This is a genomic window from Burkholderia sp. 567 (assembly GCF_040545115.1).
Lineage (GTDB): Bacteria > Pseudomonadota > Gammaproteobacteria > Burkholderiales > Burkholderiaceae > Burkholderia > Burkholderia ambifaria.
This window is the reverse complement of the sequence record NZ_JBEPLG010000002.1, coordinates 570,208-588,099: the sequence shown is the minus strand read 5'-3', so window position 1 is coordinate 588,099 and position 17,892 is coordinate 570,208. Positions and strand designations below refer to the sequence as shown.

At 65.9% G+C, this 17,892-nt stretch carries 17 protein-coding genes and 1 pseudogene; 12 read left to right on the top strand and 6 right to left on the bottom strand.

Annotated features, from left to right (window positions below):
* Positions 1-557: 557 nt before the first annotated feature.
* Positions 558-743: pseudogene (locus ABIC50_RS08105) on the top strand (hypothetical protein); the annotation flags it as partial.
* Between the two features lie 143 nt (positions 744-886).
* Here the strand turns inward: ABIC50_RS08105 and argG are convergent.
* The 3 genes from argG to ABIC50_RS08090 all read right to left on the bottom strand — a co-directional run bounded on the left by argG (position 887) and on the right by ABIC50_RS08090 (position 5,348).
* Positions 887-2,224 (bottom strand): argininosuccinate synthase, encoded by a 1,338-nt coding sequence (gene argG / locus ABIC50_RS08100; protein ID WP_006750803.1) that lies wholly within the window; start codon positions 2,222-2,224, stop codon positions 887-889.
* Positions 2,225-2,575: 351 nt separating this feature from the next.
* Positions 2,576-3,646 carry an FUSC family protein gene (locus ABIC50_RS08095; RefSeq protein ID WP_105830013.1) on the bottom strand — a complete coding sequence of 357 codons (1,071 nt, stop codon included), beginning with the start codon at positions 3,644-3,646 and terminating at the stop codon, positions 2,576-2,578.
* 169 nt (positions 3,647-3,815) lie between these two features.
* Positions 3,816-5,348 (bottom strand): GGDEF domain-containing protein, encoded by a 1,533-nt coding sequence (locus ABIC50_RS08090; RefSeq protein WP_354162919.1) that lies wholly within the window; start codon positions 5,346-5,348, stop codon positions 3,816-3,818.
* Positions 5,349-5,917: 569 nt separating this feature from the next.
* On the opposite strand from ABIC50_RS08090, the gene ABIC50_RS08085 reads away from it, so the two are divergent.
* The 4 genes from ABIC50_RS08085 (at position 5,918) to ABIC50_RS08070 (ending at position 10,099) form a co-directional block, all read left to right on the top strand.
* Positions 5,918-7,453, top strand: a complete 1,536-nt coding sequence (locus ABIC50_RS08085) for an amino acid permease (RefSeq protein WP_012365477.1) — start codon at positions 5,918-5,920, stop codon at positions 7,451-7,453.
* 259 nt (positions 7,454-7,712) lie between these two features.
* Positions 7,713-7,958: a DUF3717 domain-containing protein gene (locus ABIC50_RS08080; RefSeq protein ID WP_006761486.1), complete on the top strand. Its 246-nt coding sequence runs from the start codon at positions 7,713-7,715 to the stop codon at positions 7,956-7,958.
* 266 nt (positions 7,959-8,224) lie between these two features.
* Positions 8,225-9,142 (top strand): LysR family transcriptional regulator, encoded by a 918-nt coding sequence (locus tag ABIC50_RS08075; RefSeq protein WP_006750808.1) that lies wholly within the window; start codon positions 8,225-8,227, stop codon positions 9,140-9,142.
* Between the two features lie 114 nt (positions 9,143-9,256).
* On the top strand, positions 9,257-10,099 hold the full coding sequence (locus ABIC50_RS08070; protein WP_354162916.1) for an alpha/beta fold hydrolase: 843 nt from the start codon (positions 9,257-9,259) through the stop codon (positions 10,097-10,099).
* 42 nt (positions 10,100-10,141) lie between these two features.
* Here ABIC50_RS08070 and ABIC50_RS08065 read toward each other — a convergent pair whose 3' ends face one another.
* Complete coding sequence (locus ABIC50_RS08065; RefSeq protein WP_012365480.1) at positions 10,142-10,495, bottom strand: hypothetical protein; 354 nt, start codon at positions 10,493-10,495, stop codon at positions 10,142-10,144.
* Positions 10,496-10,703: 208 nt separating this feature from the next.
* On the bottom strand, positions 10,704-11,324 hold the full coding sequence (locus tag ABIC50_RS08060) for a TetR/AcrR family transcriptional regulator (protein WP_354162914.1): 621 nt from the start codon (positions 11,322-11,324) through the stop codon (positions 10,704-10,706).
* A 94-nt stretch (positions 11,325-11,418) separates the two neighbouring features.
* Between ABIC50_RS08060 and ABIC50_RS08055 the strand changes: the two genes are divergently transcribed.
* Positions 11,419-12,660: a glycosyltransferase gene (locus tag ABIC50_RS08055; RefSeq protein ID WP_354162912.1), complete on the top strand. Its 1,242-nt coding sequence runs from the start codon at positions 11,419-11,421 to the stop codon at positions 12,658-12,660.
* Positions 12,661-12,676: 16 nt separating this feature from the next.
* Here ABIC50_RS08055 and hutC read toward each other — a convergent pair whose 3' ends face one another.
* A complete protein-coding gene (gene hutC, locus ABIC50_RS08050; protein ID WP_006750813.1) occupies positions 12,677-13,372 on the bottom strand; it encodes a histidine utilization transcriptional repressor HutC in 696 nt (231 codons plus the stop codon).
* Between the two features lie 494 nt (positions 13,373-13,866).
* Here hutC and ABIC50_RS08045 point away from each other — a divergent pair, with 494 nt between their 5' ends.
* The 6 genes from ABIC50_RS08045 (at position 13,867) to ABIC50_RS08020 (ending at position 17,876) form a co-directional block, all read left to right on the top strand.
* Positions 13,867-14,640, top strand: a complete 774-nt coding sequence (locus ABIC50_RS08045; protein WP_354162909.1) for an ABC transporter substrate-binding protein — start codon at positions 13,867-13,869, stop codon at positions 14,638-14,640.
* A 66-nt stretch (positions 14,641-14,706) separates the two neighbouring features.
* Positions 14,707-15,396, top strand: coding sequence for an ABC transporter permease (locus ABIC50_RS08040; protein ID WP_011660378.1), 690 nt, complete (start codon positions 14,707-14,709; stop codon positions 15,394-15,396).
* Positions 15,393-16,106: an ABC transporter permease gene (locus tag ABIC50_RS08035; RefSeq protein WP_011660379.1), complete on the top strand. Its 714-nt coding sequence runs from the start codon at positions 15,393-15,395 to the stop codon at positions 16,104-16,106. The genes ABIC50_RS08040 and ABIC50_RS08035 overlap by 4 nt, the downstream gene beginning before the upstream one ends.
* A gap of 18 nt (positions 16,107-16,124) precedes the next feature.
* Complete coding sequence (locus ABIC50_RS08030; protein ID WP_175677285.1) at positions 16,125-16,892, top strand: ABC transporter ATP-binding protein; 768 nt, start codon at positions 16,125-16,127, stop codon at positions 16,890-16,892.
* Positions 16,893-17,211: 319 nt separating this feature from the next.
* Positions 17,212-17,349 (top strand): HHHH-motif protein, encoded by a 138-nt coding sequence (locus tag ABIC50_RS08025; RefSeq protein WP_164714777.1) that lies wholly within the window; start codon positions 17,212-17,214, stop codon positions 17,347-17,349.
* Positions 17,350-17,411: 62 nt separating this feature from the next.
* The gene (locus ABIC50_RS08020; protein WP_175746144.1) at positions 17,412-17,876 is read left to right on the top strand and encodes a DUF3761 domain-containing protein; all 465 of its coding nucleotides are present in this window, start codon (positions 17,412-17,414) and stop codon (positions 17,874-17,876) included.
* Positions 17,877-17,892 lie beyond the last annotated feature (16 nt).

Sequence of the window (17,892 nt, the reverse complement as noted above, 5' to 3'; positions counted from 1 at the left end):
ATGTGCCGAGGGAGTGGATTTCGAGAGGTGAGCCTGAATCATATTTCGACGAATTTGAATTTATGTCGGAATATGTGATTTGATGTGTTTTTGTTTTGGGTTGTGGTTGGCGAATTGTATGATTTTGGGATGTATTTTAAATTCGGGCAGTTTATGGGGTGACCTATAAATATTACGGTCATTCGGGGAGTTGACGATGGGCGATCAATTTTTGGGCTTGATGTGAAGTGATTTGCCAATCCTAATTTCCCAGTAGGCTTCAGAAAATATACGCTACGACCTATCAAGGCCCGGCTTGGTTTTGTCAGCTGCATTTCTATATGGGGCTGACGACAGGCGACGTATTTTGTGGTTTGTCCCGCAAGACGAACATGTACACCGGAAGCCATGAGAGTTAAGTGCATTCGCTTACTTGACGCGTTCGGTCGCGAGGTACAGTCCTCTCCATGGCTGGCGCTCTGGCGTGTCTACCATGTAATGAGCGTCGAGATTGACGCAGACGGAAAGCGTTGTTATGAGCTAGTGACGTCCGAGAGGGCGGGAGAATAACCAAACATCATGGCAGCTTCAGCGATCTCGAGAAGAACTTCGACAAGTCGGTGGAAGGGATCAAGTGGTGCGAGAAGTCGGTCGCGGACATGATCGGTCGGGATCTGGCACGCACGCCGGCGCCGGTGACTGCTTCCACCACGATGACGACGACTGCGGCCACTGCGACCGCGACGGCCTCGGCCACGAAATGATCGTGATGCGCGTGCAGGATCGTCGCGACACGCGTTCGCGATCCGAATCCGGCAGGGCTTGAAGAAAAGGCGGGGAGGGAAGTGCTGCGGGCGGGCAGGCGGTTTTCATACCACCCATCCGCCCGCCCGCGAAAGCGACCGGCTTACTTGTCGCTATCGCCCTTAATCTGCGGCAACGCCGACGATTCACCCGGCGTCAGCAGCCCGACTTGCGAATACACGCGCAGCTTGTCGCGCGTATCGGTGATGTCGAGGTTGCGCATCGTCAGCTGACCGATCCGGTCGCGCGGCGAGAACGTCGATGCAACCTTCTCCATCGACAGGCGTTCCGGCTGGTACGTGAGGTTCGGCGACTTCGTGCTCAGGATCGAGTAGTCGTTGCCGCGGCGCAGTTCGATCTTCACCTCGCCGGTGATCGCGCGTGCAACCCAGCGCTGCGCCGTTTCGCGCAGCATGATCGCCTGCGGATCGAACCAGCGGCCCTGGTACAGCAGACGGCCGAGACGGCGGCCGTTCTCGCGGTACTGCTCGATCGTGTCTTCGTTGTGGATGCCGGTGACGAGGCGCTCGTAGGCGATGTACAGCAGCGCGAGGCCCGGGGCTTCGTAGATGCCGCGGCTCTTCGCCTCAATGATGCGATTCTCGATCTGGTCGCTCATGCCGAGGCCATGGCGGCCGCCGATGCGGTTCGCTTCGAGCAGCAGTTCGACCGGGTCCTTGAACTCGACGCCGTTCAGCGCGACCGGCTGGCCGGCTTCGAAGCGCACCGTCACTTCCTCGGCGGCGATCTTCACGTCGTCGCGCCAGAAGGCGACACCCATGATCGGGTTCACGATCTTGATGCCGCTCTCGAGGCTTTCGAGATCCTTCGCCTCGTGCGTCGCGCCGAGCAGGTTCGAGTCGGTCGAATACGCCTTCTCGGCCGACATCTTGTACGCGAAGCCGGCCTGGTTCATGAATTCGGACATTTCGGCGCGGCCGCCGAGTTCGTCGATGAACGTCTGGTCGAGCCACGGCTTGTAGATCTTCAGATCCGGGTTCACGAGCAGGCCGTAGCGGTAGAAGCGCTCGATGTCGTTGCCCTTGTACGTGCTGCCGTCACCCCAGATGTTGACGCCGTCTTCCTTCATCGCGGCGACGAGCATCGTGCCCGTCACGGCGCGGCCGATCGGCGTCGTGTTGAAGTACGTGACGCCGGCGGTCGTGATGTGGAACGCGCCGCTTTGCAGCGCCGCAATGCCTTCGGCGACGAGCTGCGCGCGGCAGTCGATCAGGCGGGCGCCGGCTGCGCCGTATTCGATCGCGCGTTTCGGGATCGCGTCGTAATCGTCTTCGTCGGGCTGGCCGAGGTTCGCCGTGTATGCGTACGGGACGGCGCCCTTCAGTTTCATCCAGTGCAGCGCGGCGCTGGTGTCCAGGCCGCCGGAGAAGGCGATACCGACCTTCTGGCCGGTCGGGAGGCTTTCGAGAATCGTGCTCATAGGAATTACCGTGGATTGAAGCCGGTGGGATCGTATTTCGCGGAATATGCGAGTATCGGCTGTCCGGGAAGTTGGGGCAAGACCTGATTTTCGCGCCAATGCGTCGTCGGGCCTGTCGCGGCGGGCCTGGAGGGCGGTTAACCGGCCGGAGAATCCGCCGCGAAGCGGCGCCGAAAGGCGGTCGAAACGGGTGGGCACGCGCCGGTACGCAAGCGCTGTTTCCAGGGCCGGATCGTCCGAAAAGTACGGCCGATGTCGTCAAGACGCGGGCTCGCCCGGATGAAAGAAAGATGAAAGATTTCCGGCGTCTGCCTAAATCCGTCGGCTTCAGACATTCACACCTTCACACCTTCAAATATTCCACGCCTGCGCGGTATCGAGCAGTTTCTCGCGCAACTGATCCACTTCGGCGGCCAGCTTGGCCGTGATCGACACGTAGCCCGACAATTCCGGCGGCGGCGCGTCGTGCGGCGCGTCGGCCGGCCGGCGGCGCGGCGCGAGCCGGCTCGGCGTGCCGAACTTGAGCGCGCGGCTCGCGCCGACGAGCGTGTCGCGGATGCGCCGGTTCACGGCCTTCATCCCGGTTCGCATGTATTCGCGGGCGGCGAGGTCGTCGCGGGCCGGCACGGCGCTCGACAGGATCTCCAGGTAGCCGATGCACAGGCGCAGGCTGCGCTGGATCGCCTCGAGGTGCGTAACCGAGATCTCGCACTCCTTCGACACCGACGGCATCAGCGAACGCAGCTGCACCAGCAGCGCGCTCAGCGCTGCCATTTCCTTAAGGTGTGCGTCGTCGCTCACGGGGCGGTCGCCTGCGAGCCGCGCGTGCACGGCCGCGCACGCGCGCAGCGCGTCGGCGAGCTTGTAGCGCCACGAGTAGGTCGCATAGAGCGGCAGCGCGAACGAGAACGCCAGCGCGATCGCGATGCCGACCAGCACGTTCACCGCGCGCCACAGGCCGTCGACGATCTCGTTGTCGCCGTGTCCGGCGACGATCACCATCGTGATCGCCGACAGCAGCGCGATGTAGCCGGCCTTGCCGATCGCGTGATACGCGCAGAGCCCGCACGCGATCGACATCAGCAGGTAGATCGCGAACGGCATGTGCAGGACCGAATACAACACGATCAGCGCGAGCCCCGCGAGCGCGCCGATCGACGTGCCGAGCGCGCGCTCGGCCGCCTTCTTGCGGATGTTGCCGTGGTGCTGCAGCCCGCCGACGACGATCAGCACGGTGATCGTCGACCATTCGCCGTGCGGCACGCGCAGGCCGGTGGACAAGCCGATCGACACGAGAATCGCGAGCGCGACGCGCGCCGCATGGATCAGCTTCGCGTGCCGGTAGCGGCGGTACGGGTCCAGCAGAGGACGGAGCGCGTGGCGCAGGAGGGGCGGCAGTCGGGCAGGGAGCTGGGCAGTCATGACGGAGCGGGGGGGCCGGCGGGGTGGCCGCCGGGGTGGCCACAATACACGCGGGCGGCCTGCGCGGGCCGGCGCCGCGCCGCACGCGCAGCTGACGTAACGCTAGCCGAACGCGCGCGGGCTGTCCACGGCGAGGCGGCGGAGCGTGGGGGAGTGGGCGGCCGCCGCGTCACGCGTCGGCCGTGCTCGCCTCGGCGTCGGACACGCGATTGCGGCCGCCGGACTTCGCGCGGTACAGCGCTTCGTCGGCCTGCCGCAGCAGCGCCGCGGCATTCACGCGCCCGCCGGTGGCGGTCGCGGTGCCGATGCTCGTCGTCACGTGCCCGTACGGGCTGCGGCCGTGCGCGATGTCGAGCCCGGCGATCGCGCGGCGGATCGTCTCGGCGACGGTCGCCGCGCCCCGCGCATCGGTGTCGGGCAGCGTGACGACGAATTCCTCGCCGCCGTAGCGCGCGACGTGGTCGCTGTCGCGACGCAGGCAGCGCGACGCGGATTGCGCGACACGGCGCAGCACGTCGTCGCCGGCGAGGTGGCCGTAGTAGTCGTTGAACGCCTTGAAATGATCGACGTCGACGAACAGCACCGACAGCGGGCGGCCGCTGCGCGACGCGCGCTGCGCTTCCTTCGCGAGCACCGCGTCGAAGGTGCCGCGGTTGTCGAGGCCGGTCAGCGAATCGGTGTGCGCGAGCCGGTACAGCTTCGACTCGGCGATCTGCCGGCGCCTGAGTTCCCGCGACAGCGCGAGCGAGCCCCACGCGATGAACGCGGTGAACAGGCCCATCAGCACGGCGGTCCAGATCGCGCGATGGCGCCACGATGCGTAGATGTCGATGTCGGCGGGCGCGACGTCGACGAGCAGCGGCAGATTCGCGAGATGCTTGTAAACATAGATGCGGCGCACGCCGTCGATCGCGCCGACGCCCGTGAGCGCGCCTTCGCTGCGGCGCTGCGACTCGATGAAGAGCGGGGAGTCGTGCAGATCGAGGCCGACCACGCGCGCATCGTACGGCAGGCGGGACACGAGCGCGCCGTTGTCCTCGATGACCGCGGCGCTGCCGTGCTTGCCGACGGCGACCCCGTCGAGCAGCGCGCGGAAGTAATCGATGTTCAGCGTGCCGACGACGATCCCGCCGAACGTGCCGTCGGCCCGGACGATCCGGCGGCTGAGCGCGATCGTCAGTGCGCCGCCGCGCAGCCTGGACGCATAGGGCCGGCTGATGTAGAGGCCCGGCGTAAGCCGGTCGCGATGCACGGTGAAATAGTCGCGATCGGCGAAATTGCCTTGCCGCGGCGGCGACCTGGCCGAGTCGATCACGATATTGCCGTGCGGGTCCATCACGAAAATGGCGCCGAGATACGCGCCGGTCGCGGCGCGGTCGAACAGCAGCCGGTGACGCTGGCGCGGCGGTAATGCCATTAGTTCCGGATCGGAGAGACCGTCGACGACGTTTTGTAGTGACAGATCATAAAGTTCGATATTGCGTGAAATATCGCGCTCGATCAGCAGCATCAGATTCCGCGCATTTTCGACCGCATGGCCGTACGCGTCGTTGCGTGCCTCGATTAAAAGCGACGCCGAGAATCCCCAGCTGAGCAGCAGCAGCACGATGCCCGCGACGAGTACGCCGCGGGGCGACAGAATGCGGGCCACAGCCGACACGGTATGGCGGCGCAGCGTAGCAGGCAGCGGGTATGAATTCATCCTCGGGGGCGGCAGGCGGCGGGTATTTGTGTATCGGGGGGCCGCGCGCTGAATATTTCGAATTAACCCGTATTATGTCGCGAAATCTTGAAGCTGGCCGCGCGATGCAAAACATGCTGCGCAAATTACCGGGTTTCCGGCGGTTACGCATCATTACTGCATGCCTTGCGGACGATTTTGATATGAATCAATCGCCAGTCCGTAACATTTCGTCTGATTATTACCGTGTATGTCGATTGATTTGTCGCTTTAATGCGGAATCGGCATACGAGGCGAAGCCGATTAGCATGGCTTGGATTGGAATGACGGATAACCGTTCGGCGAATAGGCGTTTTGCCGCCTGCGCACCGCGAGTGGCGCGTGGCCGCTCGTGCCGCACTCAACCCGTTGATTCCGCGGGCGTTCGCACCCGAGCGATCCCGATGACGAATCAGGTAGAATCCGCGCTTCGCCGCAGGCGCCCGGCGCGCAACGCGTATCGGGGCCGCATCGAATGCATCGCAGGCGGCGCACCCCGATCCCGCTTGCGCCGGCTCCGGATGCCGGCCCGCTCAACGTTCGTCTCGTTTATGTCCGCACTTCCGAATTCCGACCCATCCGGTTCGCCCGCGAACCCACCCAAGCTTCATCGCGCGCTGAAGGCGCGCCATCTGACGATGATCGCCATCGGCGGCTCGATCGGCACGGGCCTGTTCGTCGCGTCCGGCGCGTCGATTTCGCAGGCCGGCCCCGGCGGCGCGATGGTCGCGTACATGCTGATCGGCCTGATGGTCTACTTCCTGATGACGAGCCTCGGCGAAATGGCCGCGTTCATGCCGGTATCGGGCTCGTTCGCGACCTACGGCGCGAAATACGTCGACGAAGGCTTCGGCTTCGCGCTCGGCTGGAACTACTGGTACAACTGGGCCGTGACGATCGCGGTCGAACTCGTCGCCGCGCAGCTCGTGATGCACTACTGGTTCCCGGACGTGCCGGGCGTCTGGTGGAGCGCCGCGTTCCTCGCCGTGATGTTCCTGCTCAACGCGCTGACCGTTCGCGGCTTCGGCGAAGCCGAATACTGGTTCGCGCTGATCAAGGTCGTCACGGTGGTCGCGTTCATCGGCGTCGGCCTGCTGATGATCTTCGGCATTCTGAAGGGCGCGCCGGGCAACGGCTGGGGCAACCTGACGATCGGCGACGCGCCGTTCGCGGGCGGCCTGCCGGCGCTGATGGGCGTCGCGATGATCGCCGGCTTCTCGTTCCAGGGCACCGAGCTGATCGGCGTCGCGGCCGGCGAATCGGAGAATCCGCGCACGACGATCCCGCGCGCGGTGCGCCAGGTGTTCTGGCGGATCCTGCTGTTCTACGTGCTGGCGATCTTCGTGATCGGCGTGCTGATTCCCTATACCGATCCGAGCCTGCTGAAGAGCGACGTGACCGACATCGGCGTGAGCCCGTTTACGCTCGTATTCCGCCACGCGGGCCTCGCGTTCGCGGCCGGCGTGATGAACGCGGTGATCCTGACGGCCGTGCTGTCGGCCGGCAACTCGGGCATGTACGCGTCGACGCGGATGCTCTACAACCTCGCGACGGAAGGCCGCGCACCGAAGCTGTTCGCGAAGCTGTCGCCGGGCGGCGTGCCGCGCAATGCGCTGTATGCGACCACCGCCGTTGGCGCGCTGTGTTTCTTCACGTCGCTGTACGGCGACAAGACGGTGTACCTGTGGCTGTTGAACACGTCGGGCATGACCGGTTTCATCGCGTGGCTCGGCATCGCGATCAGCCACTACCGGTTCCGCAAGGGCTACGTGAAGCAGGGCTACGCGGTCGACCAGCTGCCGTACCAGTCGAAGTGGTTCCCGTTCGGCCCGCTGTTCGCGTTCGTGCTGTGTCTCGTGATCGCGCTGGGGCAGGACTATCAGGCGTTCCTCGCGAACCGGATCGACTGGGCGGGCGTGGCCGCAACCTACGTCGGCATCCCGCTGTTCCTCGTCGTCTGGCTCGGCTACCGGTTCCTGAACAAGAGCCGCTTCGTGCGCTACGAGGATATGGAAATCGCGCCGTGGGTGGCCGCGAACCGCGGCGCGCAGACGCAGCGCGTGGCGAACCGCGAAACCGCGGGCTGATAGCGGTGCGGCACGGCCGCGCGAGATGCGATGAAACGGGAAGCCGCGCGCTTCCCGTTTTTTTTGTCGGCTTTCCCCTGCACGGGGTCAAAGCCGGTTATATTTCCCGACCCTACCGGGCCACGGCCCGGCCGGCGCGACGAGCGCGGCGCGGATCGGGCATCCGGCGCGCGCCTGTTGCGGCGGCCGGCGGCGCCCGGCGTTTCAATCGTTCCGCCGCGGCCGGCACGGCCCGCGGAGCGGCAACCCAGAGGAATTCATGAGCGCATCACCCGCCGAGCGGAAGGCCGGACCCGTTTCCATCGTGCGAATCGAAGCCGCGATCAATGCGTGGCGCGAAGTGTATCCGCCGGCGCCGGACGGCGAGGACGGCTACGCGCTCGACGCCGGCAGCAACTGCCTGGCCGAGCTGTACGGCGCGATGATCTGCTATCGACTGCCAGACGTGCCGCTCGATTCGCTGAGCGACGCGCAGCGCGATGCGCTGTACGCCACCGAGGCGTGACGCGCGGCCGGGACGATGCCGCGACGCGGCGTCGATGAACGAACGGGAAGCCTCGCGGCTTCCCGTTTTGCTTTGCGCGGTGCGGGACGCGCGTGCGGGCGCGACGCTGCTCGCGCCGGTATCGGCGCGCTGTAAGGTATCGTCATGGCATCGGGATCAGGCGAGCACGGGGCGACCGGCGTGGGCGACCAGCGCGGGCGACCGGCGCGGGACGCATCCGCGCGGGGCCGAATGAACGTCCGTGGCCTGTCCGGGAGGGTTCGAACATGGAGTTGAGACACCTCCGCTACTTCGTCGCGGTTGCCGAGGAGCGGAATTTCACGCGTGCGGCCGAGCGCCTGCACATCGCGCAGCCGCCGCTCAGCCGGCAGATCCAGCAGCTCGAGGAGGCGCTCGGCGTGCCGCTGTTCGAGCGCAACGCGCGGCCGCTGAAGCTGACCGACGCGGGACGCTTCTTCTATTCGCACGCGGTGCAACTGCTCGCGCAGACGACCGAGCTCGAATCGATGACCAAGCGGGTCGGCAAGATCGAGCGCAGCATGTCGGTCGGTTTCGTCGGCTCGACGCTGTACGGGATGCTGCCGAAGATCATCCGGCGCTTTCGCAGCGAGTATCCGGCCGTCGAGCTGAGCCTGCACGAGATGTCGACGATGGACCAGATCAAGGCGCTGAAGGAAGGGCGCATCGACGTCGGATTCGGGCGCATCCGTCACGAGGATCCGAGCGTGCGGCGCGTCGTGCTGCGCGAGGAACGGATGATCGTCGCGCTGCCGGTCGGTCACGTGCTCGACGGCGCGAAGCCCGTGCTGTCCCTGCACGATCTCGTGAACGACACGCTGATCATCTTTCCGAAGGCGCCGCGGCCGAGCTATGCGGACCAGGTGCTCGCGGCATTCCACGATCGCGCGCTGCAGCCGCGGCGCATCTACGAGACGCGCGAGCTGCAGATCGCGCTCGGGCTCGTCGCGATGGGCGAGGGCGTGTCGGTCGTGCCGCACAGCGTGTACGGGCTGAAGCGCGACGACATCAGCTACAAGCCGCTCGACGATCCGAACCTCGTGTCGCCGATCATCATGAGCATGCGGATGCTCGACGAATCGGAGGACATCCGCGCGATGCAGGCGCTGATCTACCGGCTCTACGACGAGGCGCAGATGGAGTATCTGCCGCCGCAACCCGAATGAGCGTGCGGGCGGTGGGGGCTTGCTTGACGCCGCGCGCGTCGCCGGGCCACCATCGTCGGCATTCGATGCGGCACGCCCGCGTGCGGCCGCCTTCATGCAGACGACGACATACACATGACTGACATCGTGACCGAGGAGACCTGGGTCGAGACGCCGCAAGGGCGTCTCTTCGCGAAGCGCTGGCGCGGTGCGAGCGCAGTGGAAACGGCGGCACCTGAGCCGGCCGCACCTACGCCGGTCGCACCTACGCCGGTCGCACCGATCGTGCTGCTGCACGATTCGCTCGGCTGCGTCGAACTATGGCGCGACTTCCCCGCACAGCTCGCGCGCGCCACCGGCCGCGACGTGATCGCGTACGACCGGCTCGGCTTCGGCCGATCCGATCGTCATCCGGGGCAGCTCGCCGCGACGTTCGTGCGCGACGAGGCTGGTCACGGATTCCATGCGCTGCTCGAACGATTCGGCATCGATGCGTTCGTCGCGTTCGGGCACAGCGTCGGCGGCGGGATGGCGGTCGGGTGCGCGGCCGCGTATCCGGCGCGTTGCCGCGCGCTGGTGACGGTCGCCGCGCAGGCATTCGTCGAGGATCGCACGCGCGACGGCATTCGCGACGCGGCGCAGCAGTTCGACGCGCCCGGCCAGCTCGACCGGCTCGCGCGCTATCACGGCGACAAGGCCGAATGGGTGCTGCGTGCGTGGGTCGATACGTGGCTGTCGCCAGCGTTTCGCGGCTGGAGCCTCGACGACGAACTGCCGCGCGTGCGCTGCGCGACGCTCGCGATTCACGGCGAACAGGACGAATACGGGTCGGACGTGCATCCGAAGCGGATCGCCGCGCGCGTCGCTGGGCCGTCGACGTTCCTGCTGCTCGACCGATGCGGGCACATCCCGCATCGCGAGCGGCCCGACGACGTACTCGCGGCGGTGGCGACGTTGCTGCGCGACGCGCCCGCCTGAACGTACCAACCTATGCGACCGGCGGGGCGAACCCGCCGGCGCTCAGAACGCCAGCTGGATCGCGAGATCGATCGCGAGCAGCGCGATCGAGCAGCCGATGCCGAGGACCACGTTCGGCAGGCGGTGCTCGAAATCGCGATGGTCGCGGCGCATCGCGGCGCCGAGCAGGAAGATCGCCTCGACGACGATCTGCAGCCCGACGAACAGCAGCATCAGCAGATACTCGTAACCCATCTGCTTGAACGCGGCGAATTGCATCCCGTGATCGCGGATCCACTGGCCGACGCGCAGCAGTTCGTAGACGAACAGCAAGGCGGGAAACAGGTAGCTGATGAAATACGTCGGCGCGGTGGCGTGCCGTAGCTCGAGGTGGAAGTGCTGATGTGTCGTAGCCATCACGAAGCCCTCCTTGCAATGCATGATTGCGGATGCGACGGCGGCGCGGCGACGTGCGGACTAGGGGATTGCCCGATGTATCGGGCGCGGCCGTACGACACCAGCATACTGCCGCGCGGGAAATTTGGCATCCCGTCTGATCATTCGTTGTAAAAACCCCTGCGCGGCGGGCGACACAATCAGCGCGGTATCCGACCGCGGCGGCCGCTCACGGCTTCGCTTGCGCGCCTTCGACGAACAGTTTCGCGACCGACTGGAATTCCCGTTTCAGCGACAACCCCGGCACGGTCAACCAGCGCAGCATCGCCGCGAGATACAGGTGATGGAACCACGTCGCGAGCTGGTCGGCCGCCAGCGCCGGGTTCAGCTCGCCGGCCTGCTGGCCGGCCGCGATCAGCTGCTGCCACACGAGCGCGATGTCGGTGCCGTGCGCCGTCGCACCTTCCGCTTGCGCTGCCCCGATGCTCAGGAATCGATGCCGCAGGTATGCGAGCAGATACACCGGGTGCTGTTCGCACCATGCGGCCGACGCATCGAGCACGCAGGCGATCCGCGACGCGAAGCTTTTCCGTCTTGCGACGTCGCGCTCGAGATGGGCGAGGTCGCGCGCGAGTTCGCCTTCGAGCCAGTGCGCGAGCACGGCTTCCTTCGTCGGGAAGTGGTTGTACAGCGTACGTTTCGCGACGTCGGCCTGCGCGGCGATCTGCTCCATCGTGACGGCGTCGTAGCCGTGCGCATCGAACAGGCGCGCGCCGGTGGCGGCGAGGTGCGCGAGCATCTGGATGCGCTTGCGCGCGCGGCGGCCCGGATCGTCGGTCGTCATCGGCATGGCTCGGGGTTGACGGAAAGTGTACGAATTGCATTAGTATACGACGTGCACTTTTTTGAATCCACTCGTTCTCGCCGTGTGCGAGGAGTCACGCATGAAACTCATCATTGCCACCTACGGCACCGAAGGTGACACGCGTCCGCTCGCGGCGCTGGGTCGCGCGCTGATGGTAGCCGGCCATGAGGTCCGGTTACTGGCCGACGCGGCGACGCTCGGTTCGGCCGCCGCGCTTGGCGTGCCGTGCGCGCCGTTGTCCGGCGATATCCGCGCGGCGATCGCGCCGGACGGCGCGTTGTCCGATGCGGTGCGCGGGCGCGGCGGTTTCAACGACACGTCGAAGGCGCTCGCGGCGATCGCGAATGCGAACACGGAAGCGTGGATGCGCGAAGTCGCGCACGCGTCGGCCGGTTGCGATGCGATCCTCGTGTCGGGGCTGGCGTCGTTCGTCGGGCTGTCGGTCGCCGAGTATCGCGGCGTGCCGGCGATCGGCGCGGGGATGATCCCGATCACGCCGACCGCGGCGTTCGCGTCGCCGTTCCTGCCGCCCGGCAAGGCGCCGCGCTGGCTGAATCGCGCCAGCCACCGGTTCGTGAACGCGCTGCTGTGGCACGCGTTCAGGAAGGCGACCAATGCGGCGCGCGCCAGCGTGTGCGGACTGCCGCCGCGCCGGCGCGTGTGGACCGATCATCCGATGCTGTACGGCGTGTCGCCCGTGCTGCTCGCCGAGCCGGCCGACTGGCCGCCGAATGTGCTGGCATGCGGTCAGTGGCGTATCGATGCGCCGGCGTGGACGCCGCCGCCCGCGCTCGCGGCCTTTCTGGAAGCGGGCGATCGGCCCGTGTATATCGGCTTCGGCAGCATGGCCGGGTTCGATCGGGCCGCGATGGTCGACGCGCTGGTACGGGCGCTCGACGGCCGGCGTGCGCTGTTCCAGCCGGGCTGGAGCGGCATCGATGCGTCGATGCTGCCCGCGCACGTGTGCGTGATCGGCGACACGCCGCACGACGGGTTGTTTCCGCAAGTATCGATGGCGATCCATCACGGCGGGTCGGGCACCACGCATTCGGCCGCGCGGGCGGGCATTGCGTCGGTCGTCGTGCCGTTCGCCGGCGATCAGTTCTTCTGGGCGAACCGGCTGCAGCGGCTCGGCGTGGCCGATGCGCCGGTGGCCGGGCGCCGCGTGCGCGCCGCCGGGCTCGCACGCGCGATCGCGTTCGCGGCGCGGGCCGACACGCAGGCGCGGGCCGCTGAACTCGGTGCGCGGCTCGGGCAGGAGGACGGGTTGCGTGTCGCGGTCGACGCGATCGAACGCTGGGCGCGCCGCGGCGCGCAATGAACGCGCGAGCCGCGCGTCAGAAATGCCCGGTGAACCGGTAGCGGCTGCCCGGGTGCCATAGATTCGCGACCGACGCGACCATCCCTTGCGACCACGTGCGCCGATGCAGCAGCAGGCAGGGCTCGCGTTCGTCCATCGTCAGGTGGCGGCGCGTCGGCGCATCGGGCATCGCGGCCTCGATCCGGTATTCGACACGCTGGAGCGGCGCGACACGCGTCAGGTACTGGTTCGGCGTCGTCGTCGTGAAGTCCTGCAACGCGTATTCGGGCGCGCAGGCGGGATTGACCCAGCGTTCCTCGAGCTGCACGGGTGTGTCGTTCTCGAAGTGCAGCACGCGCGAATGGAAGATCGGGTTGCCCGTGTCGAGCCGCAGCTCGTCGGCAAGCTGCGCGTCGGCGATGGCCGCGCCCACCTCGAGCACCTGCGCCCGATACGCATGGCCGCGCGCGGCGACTTCATCCGAGATGCTGCGGATCGCGACCAGCGTCGATTCGTATTTCGGCGACGCGACGTACGTGCCCGAGCCGCGCGTGCGCGTAAGCACCTGTTCGGCCGTCAGCTCGCGCAGCGCGCGGTTGACCGTCATCCGCGCGACGTTGAATTCGCGCGCGAGCTCGTTCTCCGACGGCACCTGGTCGCCTTCCGCCCACTCGCCCGCGTGGATGCGCGCGAGGATGAAGTCCTTGATTTCCTGATAGATCGGTGTGGTCATGGGGTTGCTGTTCAAGTGACGGCGGCCGCGTGCCGTCGCAGTCCGGCCTTCGTGCGAGGCCCGGCGGAGTGTACCGGGTTCGATGCGGGATCCGCCCGGCCATCGACGCATGATCCCCATTATTTCGGCACATATCCACACGGGAAATCGCGCACAGGCGTGGTTCCGGCGAACGTCGCGCACGAGGCGCGAGTGCACGGCAAACGGAAAAGTATAGACAAATGCGCGCGCGACCGAGAAGCGCGGACTCGTCGCATAAAAGCGCCGTTACAACCGGACGTAAACATAATCGATTGAAATATAAGGGAATCTCGTCGCGATACGGCGCTTTTTCGGCAACTAGAGATAAACACGGATTGCTGGGGGTGCCTCACAAAAGGCAAAGTTGTATGTACAACTTGGGGCGCCGTCTAGATGACGGCTTCCCGGTTGGAAGGGTTCGCGGCGGCGACGCCCGACGGGCCCGTGCCCAGTTCGCCTATGACAGGAACGCCATGAAGAAACTCGCCCTCAGTATTGCCCTCGCGTGTATCGCGGTGGGTGCCCACGCCAAGGATTGGTCGACGATCCGGTTCGGCGTCGACGCCAGCTATCCGCCGTTCGAATCGAAGGACGCAAGCGGCAAGGTCGTCGGCTTCGACGTCGATCTCGGCAACGAAATCTGCGCGCGCCTGAAGGCGAAATGCGTGTGGATCGAGAACGACTTCGACGGAATGATCCCGGCGCTGAAGGCGAAGAAGTTCGACGGCGTGCTGTCGTCGATGTCGATGACGCCGGCACGCGCCGAGCAGATCGCGTTCTCCGACAAGCTGTTCAACACGCCGACGCGGCTCGTCTCGAAGAAGGGTGCGCATCTGCAGCCGACGGCCGAATCGCTGAAGGGCAAGTCGGTGGGCGTCGAGCAGGGCACGATCCAGGAAACCTACGCGAAGGCGTACTGGGCGCCGAAGGGCGTGCAGATTATGTCTTACCAGAACCAGGATGGCGTGTACCAGGACCTGATGTCCGGCCGCCTCGATGCCGCGCTGCAGGACGCGGTGCAGGCCGACCTCGGCTTCCTGAAGACGCCGCGCGGCGCGAACTTCGAATTCGCGGGCAAGGACATCGACGATCCGAAGACGCTCGGCAACGGCGCGGGCATCGGCCTGCGCAAGGACGACGCCGACCTGAAGGCGAAGATCGACCACGCGATCGCCGACATCATCAAGGACGGCACGTACAAGAAGCTCGAGAAGAAGTACTTCGCATTCGACGTCTACGGCGGCTGACGCCTTCGCGGCGCACGCGGCTCCGGCCGCGCTGCGCCGCCCGTCTTTCTGGATGGATACGCTGACATGATTTTCCAGGGATTTGGCCCGCTGCTGTGGGCCGGCACGGTGGAAACCGTGAAGCTGGCGGTGCTGTCGCTCGCCGCATCGCTCGTGCTGGGGCTGGTCGGTGCGAGCGCGAAACTGTCGACGAACCGCGCGCTCAAGGCGCTCGGCACGTTCTACACGACACTGATCCGCGCGGTGCCCGACCTCGTGCTGATGCTGCTGCTGTTCTACGGGATCCAGATCCTGCTGAACATGGCGACCGACGCGCTCGGCTGGGATCAGATCGACATCGATCCATTCGTCGCCGGCGTCATCACGCTCGGCTTCATCTACGGCGCGTACTTCACCGAGACGTTCCGCGGTGCGTTCCTCGCGGTGCCGCGCGGCCAGCTCGAAGCGGGCTTCGCGTACGGGATGAGCGGCTGGCGCGTGTTCCACCGGATCCTGTTCCCGCAGATGATGCGCTTCGCGCTGCCGGGCATCGGTAACAACTGGCAGGTGCTCGTGAAGGCCACCGCGCTGGTGTCGATCATCGGCCTCGCCGATGTCGTGAAGGCGTCGCAGGATGCCGGCAAGAGCACGCTCGATTTCTTCTTCTTCACGCTCGCGGCGGGCGCGATCTACCTCGCGATCACGACGGTGTCGAACGTCGTGCTGCACCACCTCGAGAAGCGTTATTCCGTCGGCGTCCGGAGGCTCGCACTGTGATCGAACTCATCGGCCAATACTGGCAAAACTATCTCTACACCGACGGCTATCGCTTCAGCGGCCTCGCGATCACGCTGTGGCTGCTGGTCGTGTCGATCGCGTTCGGCTTCGCGCTGGCCGTGCCGCTCGCGATCGCGCGCGCGTCGTCGAACCGCTGGATTTCCGGCCCGGTGTGGCTCTATACGTACGTGTTCCGCGGCACACCGCTCTACGTGCAGCTGCTGATGTGCTACACCGGCATCTACAGCCTGCAGGTCGTGCACGACCACGTGCTGCTCGACACGTTCTTCCGCAACGCGATGAACTGCACGCTGCTCGCGTTCGTGCTGAACGAATGCGCGTATGCGACCGAGATCTTCGCGGGCGCGATCAAGGCCACGTCGGCCGGCGAGATCGAGGCCGGGATGGCCTACGGGATGTCGCGCTTCAAGCTCTATACGCGCATCATCCTGCCGTCCGCGCTGCGCCGCTCGCTGCCCAGCTACAGCAACGAAGTGATCCTGATGCTGCACGCGACGACGCTCGCGTTCACCGCGACCGTGCCCGACATCCTGAAGGTCACGCGCGACGTCAATTCCGCGACGTACATGTCGTTCCAGGCCTACGGCATCGCGGCCGTGCTGTACGCCATCGTCGTGTTCACGCTCATCTGGGCGTTCCGCAAGCTCGAGACGCGCTGGCTCGCGTACCTCTCGCCGCGCGGCCATTAATGCAAGGAAGGACCAAGCATGTACAAGCTCACCGTTGATAACCTCCACAAGAAGTTCGGCGACAACGAGGTGTTGAAGGGCGTGTCGATGAAGGCGAAGGCCGGCGACGTGATCAGCATCATCGGCTCGAGCGGCTCCGGCAAGAGCACGTTCCTGCGCTGCATCAACTTCCTCGAGCAGCCGTGCTCGGGGCAGATCACGATCGGCAGCGAGCCGATCGAGACCACGCGCGACCGCAACGGCTCGCTGCGCGTGGCCGACCAGAAGCAACTGCAGCGGATGCGCACGAAGCTCGCGATGGTGTTCCAGCACTTCAACCTGTGGTCGCACATGACGGTGCTCGAGAACGTGATCGAGGCGCCGATGGCCGTGCTCGGAATCGGCAAGGGCGAAGCGGTCGAGCGCGCGCGCACGTATCTGGAGAAGGTCGGTCTCGCGCCGCGCGTCGAGGGCATGTATCCGTCGCACCTGTCGGGCGGCCAGCAGCAGCGTGTCGCGATCGCGCGTGCGCTCGCGATGGAGCCCGAGGTCATGCTGTTCGACGAACCGACTTCGGCGCTCGATCCGGAACTCGTCGGTGAAGTGCTGAAGGTGATGCAGAAGCTGGCCGAGGAAGGGCGCACGATGGTCGTCGTCACGCACGAGATGGGTTTCGCGCGCAACGTGTCGAATCATGTGATCTTCCTGCATCAAGGGAAGATCGAGGAAGAGGGCGATCCGCAGGAGATTCTCGTCAATCCGAAGAGCGAGCGGCTCGGGCAGTTCCTGTCGGGGCGGTTGAAGTAAGTCGCGAGATCGCGTGCCGCGGCACGCGGTGGTTTTTCGTATTGTTTCTCATTGCTTGTCGGCGCGATTGGTCATCGCGCCGTTTCTTTTCCTGACCCCTTCTCTTGCACGCGCTCGCCCATTCCGGCGGCGGCGCTTCATTCGAAGTCCAGAGCGTTGTGCTGATGAAAGCTTCGAAAGCATGCGAGTGCACAGCCGTCGTCGAGCGGCCGATGTCAAAGATCGTCAATTGCGGGCAGGTGCGGTGCACGGAGATCGGGTGATCGGCGTTAAGCAGATACCAGCCGGATCACCGGCTGACCTATCCCGGAGAATGTCCATGAACCGCATCGCGAAGATCCTGACGGCCACCGCACTGGCTTGTGCCGTTCTCGTGCCGGCCCTCGCCGAAGCGCACTCGCACCGCGTGTGCCATTTCAATCACCACCACCATCGCGTGTGCCACTGGGTGCACTAAGCAGGGTTTTCCCGGCGCGGCTCCGGGACGCTTTCACCCGTCAGGCAAATCAGGAGAGGACCATGAAAAAGATGATGTTGATCGCCGCGCTTGCGGCCGGCGTCGGTCTGTCGACCGCTGCGTTCGCGCAGGTTCCGGCCAGCGCACCGGCGGGCACGACCGGTCTGTGCAAGGACGGGTCGTTCTATTCGGGCGCGTCGAAGAAGGGTGCATGCGCGGGTCACAAGGGCGTGAAGGCCTGGTACGGCGCATCGGCTGCTGCGGCGGCCAGCGCACCGGCCGCGGCGCCCGCAATGGCGGCATCCGCTGCTCCGGCATCGGCCGCCGCGCCCGCGAAGAGCGCGCCGGCGACGACCGCGGCAGCGCCGGGCGGCGGCGCGGGCCAGGTGTGGGCCAACGACAGCACGAAGGTCTATCACTGCTCGACCGACAAGTACTACGGCAAGACGAAGCACGGCAGCTACATGTCGGAAGCGGAGGCGAAGACGAAGGGCTTCCATGCATCGCACGGCAAGGCCTGTTCGTAACGCAGGCCGGGCGCGC

Bases quoted from the DNA above. Each gene is read 5' to 3' on its own strand.
- argG (WP_006750803.1), bottom strand. From the start codon at position 2,224: ATGAGCACGATTCTCGAAAGCCTCCCGACCGGCCAGAAGGTCGGTATC.
- ABIC50_RS08095 (WP_105830013.1), bottom strand. From the start codon at position 3,646: ATGACTGCCCAGCTCCCTGCCCGACTGCCGCCCCTCCTGCGCCACGCG.
- ABIC50_RS08090 (WP_354162919.1), bottom strand. From the start codon at position 5,348: ATGAATTCATACCCGCTGCCTGCTACGCTGCGCCGCCATACCGTGTCG.
- ABIC50_RS08085 (WP_012365477.1), top strand. From the start codon at position 5,918: ATGTCCGCACTTCCGAATTCCGACCCATCCGGTTCGCCCGCGAACCCA.
- ABIC50_RS08080 (WP_006761486.1), top strand. From the start codon at position 7,713: ATGAGCGCATCACCCGCCGAGCGGAAGGCCGGACCCGTTTCCATCGTG.
- ABIC50_RS08075 (WP_006750808.1), top strand. From the start codon at position 8,225: ATGGAGTTGAGACACCTCCGCTACTTCGTCGCGGTTGCCGAGGAGCGG.
- ABIC50_RS08070 (WP_354162916.1), top strand. From the start codon at position 9,257: ATGACTGACATCGTGACCGAGGAGACCTGGGTCGAGACGCCGCAAGGG.
- ABIC50_RS08065 (WP_012365480.1), bottom strand. From the start codon at position 10,495: ATGGCTACGACACATCAGCACTTCCACCTCGAGCTACGGCACGCCACC.
- ABIC50_RS08060 (WP_354162914.1), bottom strand. From the start codon at position 11,324: ATGCCGATGACGACCGACGATCCGGGCCGCCGCGCGCGCAAGCGCATC.
- ABIC50_RS08055 (WP_354162912.1), top strand. From the start codon at position 11,419: ATGAAACTCATCATTGCCACCTACGGCACCGAAGGTGACACGCGTCCG.
- hutC (WP_006750813.1), bottom strand. From the start codon at position 13,372: ATGACCACACCGATCTATCAGGAAATCAAGGACTTCATCCTCGCGCGC.
- ABIC50_RS08045 (WP_354162909.1), top strand. From the start codon at position 13,867: ATGAAGAAACTCGCCCTCAGTATTGCCCTCGCGTGTATCGCGGTGGGT.
- ABIC50_RS08040 (WP_011660378.1), top strand. From the start codon at position 14,707: ATGATTTTCCAGGGATTTGGCCCGCTGCTGTGGGCCGGCACGGTGGAA.
- ABIC50_RS08030 (WP_175677285.1), top strand. From the start codon at position 16,125: ATGTACAAGCTCACCGTTGATAACCTCCACAAGAAGTTCGGCGACAAC.
- ABIC50_RS08025 (WP_164714777.1), top strand. From the start codon at position 17,212: ATGAACCGCATCGCGAAGATCCTGACGGCCACCGCACTGGCTTGTGCC.
- ABIC50_RS08020 (WP_175746144.1), top strand. From the start codon at position 17,412: ATGAAAAAGATGATGTTGATCGCCGCGCTTGCGGCCGGCGTCGGTCTG.